The organism is Mycobacterium sp. NGS69 (assembly GCF_059812165.1).
Map to the genome: position 1 here is coordinate 461,068 of NZ_JCALCD010000005.1, position 15,244 is coordinate 476,311.

12 protein-coding genes are annotated in these 15,244 nt (G+C 69.6%); 8 read left to right on the top strand and 4 right to left on the bottom strand.

Features of this window, described 5'->3' with window-relative positions; genetic code table 11:
- Nucleotides 1-80 precede the first annotated feature (80 nt).
- Both AC5Y2S_RS18205 and AC5Y2S_RS18210 read right to left on the bottom strand, forming a co-directional pair.
- Nucleotides 81-2,348, bottom strand: a complete 2,268-nt coding sequence (locus AC5Y2S_RS18205) for a carbon starvation CstA family protein (protein ID WP_499957389.1) — start codon at nt 2,346-2,348, stop codon at nt 81-83.
- Nucleotides 2,349-2,388: 40 nt separating this feature from the next.
- Complete coding sequence (locus AC5Y2S_RS18210) at nt 2,389-3,918, bottom strand: ATP-dependent DNA ligase (RefSeq protein WP_499957390.1); 1,530 nt, start codon at nt 3,916-3,918, stop codon at nt 2,389-2,391.
- A gap of 122 nt (nt 3,919-4,040) precedes the next feature.
- On the opposite strand from AC5Y2S_RS18210, the gene AC5Y2S_RS18215 reads away from it, so the two are divergent.
- A complete protein-coding gene (locus AC5Y2S_RS18215) occupies nt 4,041-4,799 on the top strand; it encodes an SDR family NAD(P)-dependent oxidoreductase (protein ID WP_499957391.1) in 759 nt (252 codons plus the stop codon).
- A 108-nt stretch (nt 4,800-4,907) separates the two neighbouring features.
- Nucleotides 4,908-7,085 (top strand): acyl-CoA dehydrogenase family protein, encoded by a 2,178-nt coding sequence (locus AC5Y2S_RS18220; RefSeq protein WP_499957392.1) that lies wholly within the window; start codon nt 4,908-4,910, stop codon nt 7,083-7,085.
- Between the two features lie 75 nt (nt 7,086-7,160).
- On the opposite strand, the gene AC5Y2S_RS18225 is transcribed toward AC5Y2S_RS18220, so the two are convergent.
- Entirely contained in the window at nt 7,161-7,496 is a 336-nt protein-coding gene (locus AC5Y2S_RS18225) for a Zn-ribbon domain-containing OB-fold protein (protein ID WP_499957393.1), read from the bottom strand.
- A gap of 63 nt (nt 7,497-7,559) precedes the next feature.
- Between AC5Y2S_RS18225 and AC5Y2S_RS18230 the strand changes: the two genes are divergently transcribed.
- The 4 genes from AC5Y2S_RS18230 (at nt 7,560) to AC5Y2S_RS18245 (ending at nt 11,988) form a co-directional block, all read left to right on the top strand.
- Nucleotides 7,560-8,753 carry a thiolase family protein gene (locus tag AC5Y2S_RS18230; protein ID WP_499957394.1) on the top strand — a complete coding sequence of 398 codons (1,194 nt, stop codon included), beginning with the start codon at nt 7,560-7,562 and terminating at the stop codon, nt 8,751-8,753.
- 8 nt (nt 8,754-8,761) lie between these two features.
- Nucleotides 8,762-10,201 carry a FadR/GntR family transcriptional regulator gene (locus tag AC5Y2S_RS18235; RefSeq protein WP_499957395.1) on the top strand — a complete coding sequence of 480 codons (1,440 nt, stop codon included), beginning with the start codon at nt 8,762-8,764 and terminating at the stop codon, nt 10,199-10,201.
- Between the two features lie 98 nt (nt 10,202-10,299).
- A complete protein-coding gene (locus tag AC5Y2S_RS18240) occupies nt 10,300-11,304 on the top strand; it encodes an anti-sigma factor RsbA family regulatory protein (RefSeq protein ID WP_499957396.1) in 1,005 nt (334 codons plus the stop codon).
- A gap of 210 nt (nt 11,305-11,514) precedes the next feature.
- Nucleotides 11,515-11,988 (top strand): homocitrate synthase, encoded by a 474-nt coding sequence (locus AC5Y2S_RS18245; RefSeq protein ID WP_499957397.1) that lies wholly within the window; start codon nt 11,515-11,517, stop codon nt 11,986-11,988.
- 78 nt (nt 11,989-12,066) lie between these two features.
- Here the strand turns inward: AC5Y2S_RS18245 and AC5Y2S_RS18250 are convergent, their stop codons facing one another.
- Nucleotides 12,067-13,551, bottom strand: a complete 1,485-nt coding sequence (locus AC5Y2S_RS18250; protein WP_499901123.1) for a cytochrome P450 — start codon at nt 13,549-13,551, stop codon at nt 12,067-12,069.
- Nucleotides 13,552-13,667: 116 nt separating this feature from the next.
- Between AC5Y2S_RS18250 and AC5Y2S_RS18255 the strand changes: the two genes are divergently transcribed.
- Together AC5Y2S_RS18255 and AC5Y2S_RS18260 are read left to right on the top strand one after the other, a co-directional pair.
- Nucleotides 13,668-14,321 (top strand): TetR/AcrR family transcriptional regulator, encoded by a 654-nt coding sequence (locus tag AC5Y2S_RS18255; protein ID WP_499957398.1) that lies wholly within the window; start codon nt 13,668-13,670, stop codon nt 14,319-14,321.
- Nucleotides 14,322-14,339: 18 nt separating this feature from the next.
- Complete coding sequence (locus AC5Y2S_RS18260; protein ID WP_499957399.1) at nt 14,340-15,218, top strand: SDR family oxidoreductase; 879 nt, start codon at nt 14,340-14,342, stop codon at nt 15,216-15,218.
- Nucleotides 15,219-15,244: the final 26 nt, after the last annotated feature.

The following is a 15,244-nucleotide window of genomic DNA, read 5'->3' on the forward strand; positions in this document are numbered from 1 at the left end:
CCGCCCTGTCGGTTGGCTGGGATTACGCGCCTACCAAGCGCGGTCGACGGGCGCCGGCTGATATCGGGGTTCGACCCGTTCTAAACATGTTGAGCACCTGAGGATTTCGCGGCGGGGATCGGGACCGCGTCCCATTGTCGCTGCACGTCCCGCTCCGCGGGGGTGGGAATCAGCCCGGCGGGCGCGAACCTTTCCGACGGCACCGGTTCGTCCTCGGTCAACGGCCGTCCGCCGCCGCGAATCGCCCTGAGCGAGACCGCGATTCCGGCGGCGAACACGATGACGACGACCAACGCGAAGGCGACGGACAGGGTGCCCTGAATCCAGGTGTTCCTGATGACCTCGTCGAGCTGGCGGGCGTTCTTCGCCGCACCGAACGCGGTCTTGCCGGCGTGTTTCGCCGCCAGGTACTGGGAGTGCTGTGTCCAGTAGCCGACCGCGGGATCGCCGGAGAAGATCTTCTGCCAGGACGCGGTCAGCGTGACGGTCAGGTCCCACAGCAGCGGAACTCCGGGAATCCAGGCCCACCTCAGCAGGCCCTTCTTGATGACGACCACGGTGACGACGGTCAGCGCGATCCCCGCCAGCAGCTGGTTGGCGATCCCGAACAGCGGGAAAAGGGTGTTGATGCCGCCCAGCGGGTCGGTCACGCCCATCAGCAGGGTGCCGCCCCACGCGGCGACGACGACCAGGCTGCAGAGCCAGACCCCGGGGCGCCAGCTCGGGTTGCGCAGTTTGGCCAGCGGTCCGCCGAAGTTGCTCAGCGCGTCGGACAGCATGAAACGGTTGACCCGGGTCCCCGCGTCGACGGTGGTCAGGATGAACAGCGCCTCGAACATGATCGCGAAGTGATACCAGAACGCCTTGAGGCCGGTGCCGCCGAACACTCGCTGCAGCACCTCGGACATGCCGAACGCGAGCGTGGGCGCCCCGCCGGTGCGCGACACGATGGTCTTCTCGCCGACGCTGCCGGCGGCCTGGGCGATCTGGTCGGCGGTGGCCGGCGCGCCCGGCAGGCCGAGCTTGTTGACGTACTGCGCGGCGGTGGCCGCGGTGCCGCCGGTCTGCGCGGCCGGCGCGTTGAGGGCGAAATACAAGTGCTGGTTGAGGATCGACGCGGTGATCAGCGCCATGACGGCGACGAACGACTCGGTGATCATGCCGCCGTAGCCGATCACCCGCATCTGACCTTCCTTCTCCAGCAGCTTCGGCGTCGTCCCGGACGAGATCAGCGAGTGAAACCCGGACAGCGCGCCGCACGCGATGGTGATGAACAGGAAGGGGAAGAGCGAGCCGGCGAACACCGGGCCGTTACCCCGCGTGGCGAACTGCGAGATCGCGGGGGCCTGCATCTCCGGCCGGGCGATGAGGATGCCGACGGCGATCAGCCCGACGGCGCCGACCTTCATGAACGTCGACAGGTAGTCGCGGGGCGCGAGCAGCAACCAGACCGGCAGCACCGACGCGGCGAGGCCGTAGCCGATCAGGCACCAGCACAGGGTCACCGGAGACAGGGTGAACCAGGCTGCGCCCCAAGGAGTCTCGGCGACCCAGTTGCCGGACACCACGGCGAGCATCAGGAGCGCGAACCCGATCAGCGACACTTCGGACACCCGCCCGGGACGCAGGAACCGCAGGTAGGCGCCCATGAACAGGGCGATGGGAATGGTCATGGCGATGGAGAAGACGCCCCATGGGCTTTCGGCCAGCGCCTTCACCACGATCATCGCCAGCACCGCGATCAGGATCACCATGATGACGAGGACACCGGCGAGCGCGGCGACCCCGCCCACCGCGCCCAGCTCGTCGCGGGCCATCTGGCCCAGGGAGCGGCCGCGGCGCCGGGTGGAGATCCACAGCACCAGGTAGTCCTGCACGCAGCCGCCGAACACCGCGCCGAGGACGATCCAGATCGCCCCGGGCAGGTAGCCCATCTGGGTGGCCAGCACCGGCCCCACCAGGGGTCCCGCCCCGGCGATGGCGGCGAAGTGATGGCCGAACAGCACGCGCCGGTCGGTCGGCACGTAGTCGGTGCCGTCGTCGAGAACCTCGGCGGGACTGGCGTGGTCGTCGCGCGGGCGGACGATCTTCATCTCGATCAGCCGCGCGTAGAACCGGTAGCCGATGATGTACGTGCAGCTCGCGGCGATCACGAACCAGACGGCGTTGACCGTCTCGCCGCGGGCGGACGCGATGATCGCCCACGCGACGGCGCCGATCACGGCGATGACGGCGAAGACGACCTTGTGCCGGGTGGTGATGGGGGAGCGGTCGATGATCGCGACCGGCGGGAGGTGCTCGTGGGTGCGGATGAAGCTGACGCCTTTGTCGTGCTCTTTGACTGCCACGGCGAAAAACCCTACGCGCGCAAAATGGACAACGCGCGTTTTAATACAGCGCCCGCACCGCGTCGATGGTGTCCGCCTCGGCCGGGCCCTTGTCGTCGCGGTAGCGCACCACCCGGGCGAACCGCAGCGCCAGCCCACCCGGGTAGCGCGACGACTTCTGCACCCCGTCCAGGGCGATCTCGACCACCTGCTCGGGGCGCAGCTGCACGACATAGGAGTCGGTGCCGGTTATCGCGAGCTCGCTGAACCGGGCGGTCTGCCAGTCCAACATTGCGTCGGTCATCCCTTTGAAAGTCTTTCCCACCATGACGAATTCGCCGGTGGCCGGGTCGCGGGCGCCCAGGTGGATGTTGGAGAGTTTGCCGCGCCGGCGCCCGGAACCCCACTCCACGGCGAGCACCACCAGGTCCAGCGTGTGCACCGGCTTCACCTTGAGCCAGCCCGCGCCGCGCCGGCCCGCGAGGTAGGCCACGCCGGGCGCCTTGGCCATCACACCCTCGTGGCCGGCGGCCAGCGTGGCGGCCAGGAAGCCGGCGGCCGCCGCGGGATCCGACGTCGTCAACCGGTCGACCCGCTGCGCGGGCGGCACCAGCGCGTCCAGGGCGGCCAGCCGGTCGGTGGTCGGCGCGTCCAGCAGGTCGACGCCGTCGCGGTGCAGGACGTCGAAGAAGAACACCGAGAGTGGCTGCGCCGCACGGGCTTTAGCCACGTCGACGGACCGGCCGAACCGCGAGGCCGTGACCTGGAAGCGGTGCGGTGAGTTGTCCGGCCGCAGCGCGATCGCCTCGGCGTCGGCGATCAGGTCGGTCACCGGGAGTGCCAGCGTCGCCTCGACGACCTCGGGGAGCCGCGCCGTGACGTCGTCGAGACTGCGGGTGTACACCGTGACATCGTCGCCGGCCCGGTGAATCTGCACGCGCGCGCCGTCCAGCTTCGCCTCGAAAATCGTTGTGCCGTCGTGGCGCTCGATCGCGTCGGCCACGCCGGTCGCGGTCTGGGCCAGCATCGGGCTGACCGGGCGGCCCACCCGCAGGGTGAACGCGTCCAGGGCCGCGGCTTGGCCGGACAGGGCGGCGGCCGCGACGGCCGGCAGATCGCCGCCCAGCATCGCGGCGCGCTGCACCGACGCGAGAGGGATTCCGGCGGCCCTGGCGACGGCGTCGGCCATGATCCCGGCCAGCGCCCCCTGGCGCAGCTCGCCACCGAGCAGCCGCACCAGGAAGGCCTGCTCGGTTTCGGTCGCCGCGGCGAACAACGCGCGCAGGAGGTCGGCGCGCCGCGCCTGCGACCCCTTGCCCGACACCGCCCCGATCTCGGTGAAGGCGGCGTCGACGCCGGGGACCGTCAGCACCGGTTCGGCCGCCGGCGGCGGCCGGGAGCGCAGCGACGCCCAGCCGACGCCGATCTGGCGCTGACGCAGCTCACCGGACAGCCACGAGACGATGGTCGCCACCGCCTGCGGGTCGGTGGCGGCGCGGCGCAGCAGTTCGGCGATGTGGGCGACCTTGGTCAGCCGCGACGACGTCCCGCCGACATTAAGCGAGGTGCTTGCGACGTCGAGAAGGAGCACGCAACCGAGCTTGGCATGGCTCTTGAACAAGGCGGGGTCAACCCCGCCGGGCCGACACGCTAGCGTGCCTAGGAAACGTTACAAATTTGATGGATTCTGACAAGCCTGAAAAGGAGGCCCGGATGGAGATCAACGGGAAGAAGGTCGTCGTCATCGGCGGCGCGTCGGGGATGGGCCGCGCCAGCGCCGAACTGCTGCACGAGCGTGGCGCGGACGTCGCCATCCTCGACCGCGAGGGCTCCGACGGCAAGACCGTCGCCGAGGCCGTCGGCGGTTCGTTCTACCCGGTCGACGTCACCGACTTCGTCGGCACCGAGGAGACGCTGCAGACCGCGGTCGACGAGCTCGGCGGCCTGCACGTCATCATCACCACCGCCGGCGGCGGCATCGCCAAGCGGACGATGACCAAGTCCGGCCCGCACGACCTGGAGTCCTTCCAGTCCGTCATCGACCTCAACCTCATCGCCACCTTCAACATCAGCCGGCTGGCGGCCGCCCACATGGCCAAGAACGAACCCGAGGACGAAGAGCGCGGCGTCATCATCAACACGGCGTCGATCGCGGCGTTCGAGGGCCAGATCGGGCAGGTCGCCTACACCGCCGCCAAGGCGGGTATCGCGGGCATGTGCCTGACCATGGCGCGAGACCTGGGCTCGCTGGGGATCCGGGTGCTGGCGATCGCGCCGAGCCTCTTCGCCACCGGGCTGACCCAGGGCATCCCGGACGAATTCGCGGCCGCGCTCACCAAGGACGCGGCCTTCCCCAAGCGCCTGGGCCGGCCCATCGAGTACGCCAAGCTCGCGGCGGCCATCGTGGACAACCCGATGCTCAACGGCCAGTGCCTGCGGCTGGACGCCGGGCAGCGCTTCGCGCCGAAGTAGCGACCCCGGCGCGGGGCCGCCCCGGGGAATAAGTACACTCTTTAGGCAGCCGCCCCGCTCCCCCTCGGAGCGGGGCAGGCAGTCAGCCCGGTAGCGAGGAGGCCCCTCATGGGTATCGCCCTGACCGACGACCATCGCGAACTCGCCGAGGTGGCCCGCGCGTTTTTGACCGCGCAGAAGGCGCGCTGGGCGGCCCGCTCCCTGCTCGATGCGGCCGACGAATCCCGGCCCCCGTTCTGGCACGACCTGGTGGAGCTCGGCTGGCTCGGGTTGCACGTCGACGAGGAACACGGCGGCTCGGGCTATGGGCTGCCCGAGCTCGTCGTGGTCGTCGAGGAGCTCGGCCGCGCGGTGGCGCCGGGGCCGTTCGTGCCGACCGTGATCGCCTCGGCGGTGCTCGCGAAAGACGGCACCCCAGAGCAGAAGTCGCGGCTGCTGCCCGGGCTGATCGACGGCACCGTCACCGCGGGGATCGGCCTGGACGGCGAGGTGCGGGTCAGCGACGGCGTGGCGGACGGCGACGCCGGAATCGTGCTGGGTGCCGGGCTCGCCGAGCTGCTGGTCGTCGCCGCCGGTGACGACGTGCTGCTGCTGGACCGGACCCGCGACGGCGTGTCGGTGGAGGTGCCGGAGAACCTCGACCCCACCCGGCGCTCCGGGCGCGTGCGCCTGAGCGGCGTGTGCGTCACCGCCGACGACATCGTGGCGGGCGCGCGGCTGTCGGCGCTGGCCCGGGCCCGGACGCTGCTCGCGGCGGAGGCCGTCGGCGGATCGTCGGACTGCGTCGAGGCCGCCGTCGCCTATGCCAAGGTGCGCCAGCAGTTCGGCCGGACCATCGCGACCTTCCAGGCGGTCAAGCATCACTGCGCGAACATGCTGGTGGCCGCCGAGTCGGCGACCGCCGCGGTGTGGGACGCCTCGCGCGCTGCGGAAGAGGACTCCTCAGAGGACGAAGCCCAGTTCCGCCTTGCCGCCGCGGTGGCCGGCGCGCTGGCCTTCCCGGCGTATGCGCGCAACGCCGAACTGAACATTCAGGTGCACGGGGGCATCGGCTTCACCTGGGAGCACGACGCGCACCTGCACCTGCGCCGGGCGCTGGTGACCACGGCGCTGTTCGGCGGGGACGCGCCGGCCGCCGATGCGTTCGAGCGCACCGCGGCCGGCGCCGTGCGGGAGAACAGCCTGGACCTGCCGCCCGAGGCCGAGCAGCTGCGCACCCGGATCCACGCCGACGCCGCCGAGATCGCGGCTTTGGACAAGCAGGCGCAGCGCGACAGGCTGATCGAGACGGGCTACGTGATGCCGCACTGGCCCAAGCCGTGGGGGCGCGGCGCCGACGCGGTGGAGCAGCTGGTGATCGAGGAGGAGTTCCGCGCCGCGGGCATCAAGCGGCCGGACTACGGGATCACAAGCTGGGTGATCCTGACCCTGATTCAGCACGGGACGCCTTGGCAGATCGAACGATTCGTGGAGAAGGCGCTGCGCAAGGACGAGGTCTGGTGCCAGCTGTTCTCCGAGCCGGACGCGGGATCGGACGCGGCGTCCATCAAGACCCGCGCCACCCGGGTCGACGGCGGCTGGAAGATCAACGGGCAGAAGGTGTGGACCAGCGGCGCGCACTACTGCGCGCGGGGCCTGGCCACCGTGCGCACCGACCCGGACGCGCCCAAGCACGCCGGCATCACCACGGTGATCGTCGACATGAACGCCCCGGAAGTCGAGGTGCGGCCGTTGCGGCAGATCACCGGCGGCTCGGATTTCAACGAGGTGTTCTTCAACGACCTGTTCGTCCCCGACGAGGACGTCGTCGGCGCGCCCAACACCGGATGGACCGTCGCCCGGGCCACGCTCGGCAACGAACGCGTGAGCATCGGCGGCAGTGGGTCGTTCTACGAGGGCCTGGGCCAGATGCTGATCGATCTGGCCAAGCAGCGGCCGGATCAGTTGGCGGGGGCCAAGATTCGCGTGGGCAACTACCTGGCCGACGATCACGCGCTGCGGCTGTTGAACCTGCGCCGCGTCGCGCGCAGCGTCGAGGGGGCGGGCCCGGGCCCGGAGGGCAACGTCACCAAGCTGAAGCTGGCTGAGCACATGGTCGAGGGCGCCGCGATCTCGGCCGCTCTGCTGGGTCCCGAGGTCGCGCTGGCCGACGGGCCGGGCGCCCTGGCGGCCCGCATGATCATGGGCGCGCGCGGCATGTCGATCGCCGGCGGCACCTCGGAGGTGACCCGCAATCAGATCGCCGAGCGGATCCTGGGCATGCCGCGCGACCCGCTGATCAACTAGCTGGGTTCTGTCGCCGAGCAGACGCAGAATCGCACTGAGCGCGCCGAATTCATGCGATTCTGCGTCTGCTCGCGCTTATGGGGCCGGCGCGAATTGCGGCGCTCCGCCGCTGCCCTTCTCGGGCTGGACGGCGACGGGCATCCCGCACGTCACCGAATCCGGTTCGCAGCCAACGATGTTGGCGGCCAGCCGCAGCCCGCTCTGTTCGGCAAGCTCGACGATCGCGATCACGTAGGGCGTCGGGATCTCCGGGTTATACGGGTGGTGGTTCACCGTGTAGGTGAACACCGTGCCGCGCCCCGAAACCGGCCGCGCCACCAGCGGTCCGCCGCAATCCCGGCATGCGCCGGCCGCCGGGTGGACCCAGCGCGCGCACGCGTCGCAGTGTTCGATGAGCAACTCGCCTGACACGGCCAATACAGTACACTCTATTCGTTCGGCGTGGGCGGCAGGTTGGTTGGACGGATGGTGCACATGACCTACTTCGAAAAAGACGCGATCATTTCCGGGCTCGGCATCTCGCGAATCGGCCGTCGCACCGGGATCCCGGGCCTGGAGCTGACCATGGAGGCGGTGCGCGCCGCCATCGCGGATGCCGGCCTCGCGCCGGCCGACGTCGACGGGATCGCCACCCTCGGCGACACGCCGGCCGCCGACGTCAACGCCGAACTGCGGATCGAGGCGGCCGACTGCGGGGCCGGCTTCGGCACCGGCGGCCTGCTGAGCCCGGTGATGTCGGCCTGCCGGGCGGTCGCCGAACGGCGCGCACGCCACGTCGTGGTCTACCGGACGATACAAATGCTCGGCGGGACGGTCCCGGTCAAGCGGGAGGAAAACGCGCCCGCGCCCGCGCTGGCGCGGATGTTCGAGACGCCCGAAGGCGCACCGAAGCCGGCCGTCGGCGCGATGGACGACGTCAACGACCTGGTTGCCGCCCACGCCTATTCCGCCGCGAACTGGCTGGCGCTGAACTGCCGCCGCCACATGGAGCTGTACGGAACCACCAAGGAACAGCTGGGCTGGCTGGCGCTCAACGGCAGACGCAACGCCGCGCTGAATCCCCTTGCGGTATACCGCGAACCGATGACCATGGCCGACTACCTGGGGGCGCGACCGGTGTCGACGCCGTTCGGCCTGCTGGACTGCGACGTTCCCATCGACGGCTCGATCGCGGTGGTGGTGTCGAACGCGGAGTACGCCCGCGACTGCCCGCACCGCGCCGTGGCGGTGGAGGCGATCGGCGGATCCGACGGCGCCGGCGGCTGGTTCCACCGCGACGACTACCCGAAGATGGCGATGTCCGACGCGACCGCGCAGATGTGGTCGCGCACCCAGTTGACGCCCGCCGACCTGGAGCTGGCCGAGTTGTACGACGGCTTCACGTTTCTCACCCTCGCCTGGCTGGAGGCGCTGGGGGTATGCGGCGACGGCGAGGCCGGGCCGTTCGTCGAGGGCGGAGCGCGGATCGCCCGCGACGGCCAACTGCCGCTGAACACCTACGGCGGCCAGCTGTCGGCGGGGCGCATGCACGGCTACTGGGCTTTGCACGAAGGGTGCCTGCAGCTGCGCGGCGAAGCGGGGGAGCGCCAGGTGTCGAAACGCCCCGAGGTCGGCGTGGTTTCCGTGGGCGGTGGACCCGTCGCCGGATGCATGTTGCTCACTTGTTGAGATAGCTCGTGGCACAGCGCGATTGGAGCCCCGCGGACAAACTCGCCGCGCAGATTGCCCGCCAAATCGAGGCGGACATAGTCCGCCGCGGCTGGACCGTCGGCGAATCGCTGGGCTCCGAACACGCCCTGCAACAGCGGTACGGCGTGAGTCGATCAGTGCTGCGGGAGGCCGTTCGCCTGGTCGAACACCACCAGGTCGCCCGGATGCGCCGCGGACCGGGCGGCGGGCTGCTGATCTGCCGGCCGGATGCCGGCCCCGCCACCCGCGCCGTGGTGATCTACCTCGAGTACCTCGGCATCACGCTGGTCGACCTGCTCAACGCGCGTCTGGTGCTCGAGCCGCTGGCCGCCTCCCTTGCGGCGGAGCGCATCGACGAAGCCGGCATCGACCGGCTACGCGCGGTGTTGCGGGCGGAGGAGCAGTGGCGGCCGGGCCTTCCGGCGCCGCGCGACGAGTTCCACATCGCGCTGGCGGAGCAATCGAAAAGCCCGGTCCTGCAATTGTTCATCGACATCCTGATGCGGCTCACCACGCGATACGCCCTGCAGTCGCAGGCCGGCTCGGCGACCGAGGCCATCGAGGCCGTCGAGCACATGAACAGGGACCACTCCCGACTCGTCGCGGCCGTCACCGCCGGCGACGCGGCGCGGGCCAAGACGCTTTCCGAACGACACGTCGAAGCGGTGACCGCCTGGCTGCAGCGGCATTACCCCGGCGAGGGGACCCGGGCGCGGGGGGTGCGCCGGCTGCGGGCCGTCGACGGTGACGCGCCGCACGGCAAGCTCGCCGAGATGCTGGCCGCCACCATCGGCGACGAGATCGCGGCCGACGGCTGGCAAGTCGGCTCGGTATTCGGAACGGAGACCGCCCTGCTGGAGCGCTACCGCGTCAGCCGCGCGGTGTTCCGGGAAGCGGTGCGGCTGCTCGAATATCACTCGGTGGCGCGGATGCGCCGCGGGCCCGGCGGCGGATTGATCGTCACCGAACCGCACGCCCAGGCCAGCATCGACACCATCGCGCTGTACCTGCAATACCGCGGGCCGACGCGGGAAGACCTGCGCTGCGTGCGCGATGCCATCGAGATCGACAACGTCGCCAGGATCGTCAAGCGGCGCAGCGAGTCCGAGGTGGCGGCGTTTTTGGCAACCCGACCGGGCCCCCACGCCGGCGACGTGCGGAAGGCGGTCGCCGAGGAGGTCCGGTTCCACCTCGGATTGGCGCAACTGGCCGGCAACGCGCTGCTGGACCTGTTCCTGCGCATCATCATCGAGTTGTTTCGCCGGCACTGGACCAGTACCGCGCCGACGGAGCCGTCCTGGACCGACGTCGACGCCGTCGAGCACGCTCATCTGCGGATTCTGCAGGCGATCGAAGACGGCGACGACAGCCTCGCCCGCTACCGCATCCGTCGGCACCTGGACGCCGCCGCCTCCTGGTGGCTATAGCCGCCCGGCTGTGACGCGGTCGTCGGCATACCGAACGGCCTTCTGGGGTACTGAAATGGGAAGTGACGTACGGCCGGTCCGGCAGGGGGTTGGCACTTGTGATCGAAAGCGAGCGCGCAAGGGTGACGGGGGGCGTGGGGGGAACGCAAGCCGCTCAATCGGGTTTCGTTCATTCCGGGCTGCTTTACCGTTCGCAAGGGGAGTACCGGGACTTTGTGGTTCGCTTCATCGTCGACGGGTTGACGCTGGACGAGGCCGTTTTGGTGGCGGTGCCCGGCGACAAGCTGGACGCGCTGAGCGAGGCGTTGCCCGGACCCGACGGCGGCTTCGCCGCGGAACTGCGGATGGTCGACATCGCCGAGATCGGCCGAAACCCGAGCCGATTCATGGCCATGGAGGGTTCCTTCATCGACGAGCACCGGGGTCGGCGGGTGCGAATCGTGAGCGAGCTGGCCTGGCCGGAACGCACCGACGAGGAAATCGTCGCCTGCTCCGAACACGAGGCGCTGGTCAACTCGGCCCTCGAGGGATACCCGGCGACCGGGTTGTGCCTGTACGACGCGAGCGTGCTGGGAGACGAAGTGCTGGCGGACGCCCGTGCGACGCACCCCTTACTGTGGAGCCACGGCGCGCTGCAGCGCAGCGCCGAATACGCGCCCGACGACGTCCTGGATCGGTGCAACCAACCGCTCGCCGCCAAGGCGGGCGCCGTCACGTACATGGTCAGGAAGTCGGCGGACCTGCGGCCCGCCCGCTCGTTCGCCGTCAACTACGCCGGCTGGGTGGGGATGTCGCCGGACGGCATCGAGGACTTGCAACTGATCGCCACGGAGCTGGCCAGCAACAGCCTGATGTACACCGACGGGGCCTGCCGCCTGGCCTTCTGGCGCGAGGACGAGCATCTGGTCTGCGAGGCGCGCGACACCGGACGGCTGGGCGACCCGCTGGTGGGGCGCCTGGATCCCGGCCCGAGCGGCCCGGCCAGTCGCGGGCTGTATCTGGTCAACGCCATATCGGACCTGGTCCGCACGCACACCACGCCCACCGGGACGACGATCCAGGCCTATCTGCGGGTCGACGCGTCGTCCGGGCCGAACGGATAGGAAGCATTTGTGCGGCAAGGCTTTAGCCCGCCGTGCGAAATGGATTTGCAATTGTGTGCCGGAGGCGTCTAGTGTCGGCGCTCGTGCGTCTTCATCAGCGTGCCGTAGTAGCCAGCACCCGCAGCGGGGTCTGATCCCAGACCGACCCCCCGCTGTGGGTCGGAAGCTACTACCGTCGGTCGCTCCTGCTGATCAGAGAAGACCGAAACCGTGGCTCTTACCAAATCTCTCGCCCCCTCCGGCGCCCACTTCGGCGCAGCCTTGCCGCGCGGGCTGCGCGAGGAGGCCGACGCGATGTCGTGGGAGGCGTTCGTCGCCACCTACGGTCGCACCGTCGGCCCGCTGCGATTGGGGCACTGGGCCTGCACCGACGCCGAGCGACCCGCGGGGCGGCTCGGCCCGCAGGCCCGCAATTTTCGGGCGATGATCGCCGTCGGCGACCACATCAGCGCGTCCACCGCCGCCGCCAGCGGTCCGATCGCCGCCCTCACCGAGATGCTGCACCAGCGCGGGATCACGGTGGAGATGCTGCGGTTTCACCAGATCCGCTGCGGCGCGGACACGGCCACGTTTATCCGCGGCAGCGACGGGATTCGCGCCGAGTGGGCGATGGGCCTCTCGGAGGATCCGACCCAGTCGGCGCTGCGCGCGGTGATCGCGTGCGCCAACCGGCTGCTGGCCTGACTGTGCCGAGCAGACGCAGAATCGCACGTTTGCGGCGTGCGCAGTGCGATTCTGCGTCTGGTGGCGGGGCAGAACGGACTAGAGCGGGCGCAGCACGATCGGCATGCCGTCCTTGGGCACCGGCATGCCGCCGTAGTCCCACTCGGCCTGGTATCCCGGGCGGGGCAGCTCGAGCCGGTAGCGGCGCAGCAGGCGGTGCAGGATCGACTTGATCTCCAACTGCCCGAACACCATTCCGATGCACTTGTGCGCGCCGCCGCCGAACGGAGTCCACCCATAGCGGTGCCGCTTGTGCTCGCTGCGCGGCTCGGTGAACCGGTCCGGGTCGAACTTCAGCGGGTCCGTCCACAGTTCCGGCAGCCGGTGGTTCATCCCGGGATACGCGATGACGTTGGTGCCCTTGGGGATGTAGTAGCCCAGCAGGTCGGTGTCGCGCACGGTCTGACGCATGGCCCACTGCACCGGAGTCACCAGCCGAATCGATTCGTTCATCACCAGGTCCAGCGACTCGAGCTTCTCCAGGGAGTCGATGTCGAGCGGCCCGTCGCCGATCAGGCGGTCCGACTCGTCGCGGCAGCGCTCCTGCCATTCCGGGTGGGCGGCCAGCTGGTAGACCATCGTCGTGGCGGTCGACGTCGACGTGTCGTGCGCGGCCATCATCAGGAAGATCATGTGGTTGACGATGTCCTCGTCGGAGAACTTGTTGCCGTCCTCGTCCTCGGTCTGGCACAACACGGACAGCAGGTCGTTGCCGTCCTTGCCGCGCTGTTCCTTGACGCGCTCGCGGAAGTAGTTCTCCAGCAGTTCGCGCGCCTTCAGGCCGCGCCACCAGGTGAACGGCGGGACACCGGTGCGGATGATCGCGTTCCCGGCGCGGGTGGTGACCGTGAATGCCCTGTTCACCTTGGTCACCAGCTCGCGGTCGGTGCCCGGCTCGTGCCCCATGAACACCATCGAGGCGATGTCGAGCGTCAGCTCCTTCATCGCCGGGTAGAGCAGGAAGCGCGCGTCGTTGACAACCCAGTCGTCGGCGACCGTCTGGGTTATCACCTTGTCCATCTGCTCGACGTAGGAGACCAGCCGGGACCGGACGAACGCCTCCTGCATGATCCGCCGGTGAAACATGTGCTCTTCGAAGTCGAGCAGCATCAGCCCGCGGTGGAAGAACGGGCCGATCACCGGCACCCAGCCCTGCTGCGAGTAGTCCTTGTTGCGGTTGGAGTAGATGACCTGCGCCGCGTCCGGGCCCAGCGCCGCGACGCCCGGCAGCACCGGCGAGTCACCGAAGACGACCGGGCCCTTGGTCTGATACAGGAACATCAGATAGTCCGGTCCGCCGCGCAACATCTCGATGATGTGCCCGAGGACCGGCAGGCCCGCGTCGCCGAGCACCGGCTTGAGCCCGCTGTCCGGCGGCGGATCGGCGAGCTTGTGCTCCGGGAATTGGGTGTTCAGCAGCCTGCGTTCGACGAGGCCCATGCCCGGGAAGTTGTTGAACGACGGGGTCAACCGGCGCCGCGCCTGATCGAGCAGGTAGTGCGGGGTGCTGACAGTGGCGGCCATAGACGCTCCTTTGCGGGCCCGGGGCGGGTGACAGCGGTCACTGATTCATAACCTTCGGGAAAAACTTGACGGCTGTCAAGTTTGCTTTTGCCGCGGCGTGGTGCAAGGTCGATGACGTGAGCACCCACGCCGACGCGGACCCGGGCGAACCGGCCATTCGCCGGCGCGGCGACAAGCACCGGCAGGCGATCATGCAGGCGGTGCGCGACCTGCTCGAGGAGAAGCCGTTCGCGGAACTGTCCGTCAGCACCATCAGCCTGCGCGCCGGGGTGGCCCGATCCGGCTTCTACTTCTACTTCGACTCCAAGTACGCGGTGCTCGCCCAGATCATGGCCGAGGCCGCCGAGGAACTCGAAGAGCTCACCCAATACTTCGCGCCCCGCCAGCCCGGCGAGTCGCCGGAGCAGTTCGCCAAGCGGATGGTCCGCAGCGCCGCCGTGGTCTACGCGCACAACGACCCGGTGATGGCGGCCTGTAACTTGGCCCGCCACACCGACATTCAGATTCGCGAGCTTCTCGAGCGGCAGTTCGAGGGCGTGCTGGGCCAGATCACCGCGATCGTCGAGGCGGAGATCAAGGCGGGGACCGCCAACCCGATCAGCGACGACGTCCCGGCGCTGGTGCGCACCCTGGCCGGCACCACCTCCCTGACGCTGAGCGGCGACCCGCTGCTCGCCGGACGCCAGGGTCACCAGGACGACATGGAGCGACGGGTGCGGGTGCTCGAGCAGCTGTGGCTCAATTCGCTCTGGGGTGGCGGCCCGAAGTAACGCGGTAGGGTCACGGCCATGGGGCTGCGGACGACGGGGCGGTATTTCGCGGGGAAGCGGTGCCTGGTCACCGGCGCGGCCAGCGGGATCGGGCGCGCGACCGCGCTGCGGTTGGCCGTGCAGGGCGCCGAACTCTATCTGACCGACCGCAATTCGGACGGCCTGGAATCGACCGTGGCCGACGCCCGGGCGCTGGGCGCTGAAGTGCCCGTGCACCGCACGCTCGACATCGCCGACTACGACCAGGTGGCGGCGTTCGCCGCCGACATCCACGCCGGGCATTCGCCCATGGACGTCGTGCTGAACATCGCCGGCGTGTCGGCGTGGGGCACGGTCGACCGACTGACCCACGAGCAGTGGCGCAAGATGATCGCGATCAACCTGATGGGTCCGATCCACGTCATCGAGGCGTTCGTTCCCCCGATGCTGGCGGCCGGCCGGGGCGGGCATGTGGTCAACGTGTCGTCGGCCGCGGGGCTGGTGGCCCTGCCGTGGCACGCGGCCTACAGCGCGAGCAAGTTCGGCTTGCGCGGCCTGTCCGAGGTGTTGCGTTTCGACCTGGCGCGACACCACATCGGGGTGTCGGTCGTGGTGCCGGGCGCGGTGAAGACCCCGTTGGTCGACACGGTCGAGATCGCCGGAGTCGACCGCGAGGACCCCCGGGTCGCCCGCTGGGTGGACCGCTTCAGCGGTCACGCGGTGTCGCCGGAAAGGGCCGCCGAGAAGATCCTGGCCGGGGTCGCGAAGAACCGCTACCTGATCTACACGTCGCCGGACATCCGTGCGCTGTACGCGTTCAAGCGGCTGGCCTGGTGGCCCTACAGCGTGGCGATGCGTCAGGTGAACGTGATCTTCACGCGCGCACTGCGTCCCGCCCCGGCGCCGCTAGTGTCCTGAGTCATTAATTACGGTCCAGCTGTTAT

Coding starts and splice junctions, on each gene's coding strand:
- AC5Y2S_RS18260 (WP_499957399.1), top strand. CDS start 14,340: ATGGGGCTGCGGACGACGGGGCGGTATTTCGCGGGGAAGCGGTGCCTG.
- AC5Y2S_RS18215 (WP_499957391.1), top strand. CDS start 4,041: ATGGAGATCAACGGGAAGAAGGTCGTCGTCATCGGCGGCGCGTCGGGG.
- AC5Y2S_RS18230 (WP_499957394.1), top strand. CDS start 7,560: ATGACCTACTTCGAAAAAGACGCGATCATTTCCGGGCTCGGCATCTCG.
- AC5Y2S_RS18250 (WP_499901123.1), bottom strand. CDS start 13,551: ATGGCCGCCACTGTCAGCACCCCGCACTACCTGCTCGATCAGGCGCGG.
- AC5Y2S_RS18220 (WP_499957392.1), top strand. CDS start 4,908: ATGGGTATCGCCCTGACCGACGACCATCGCGAACTCGCCGAGGTGGCC.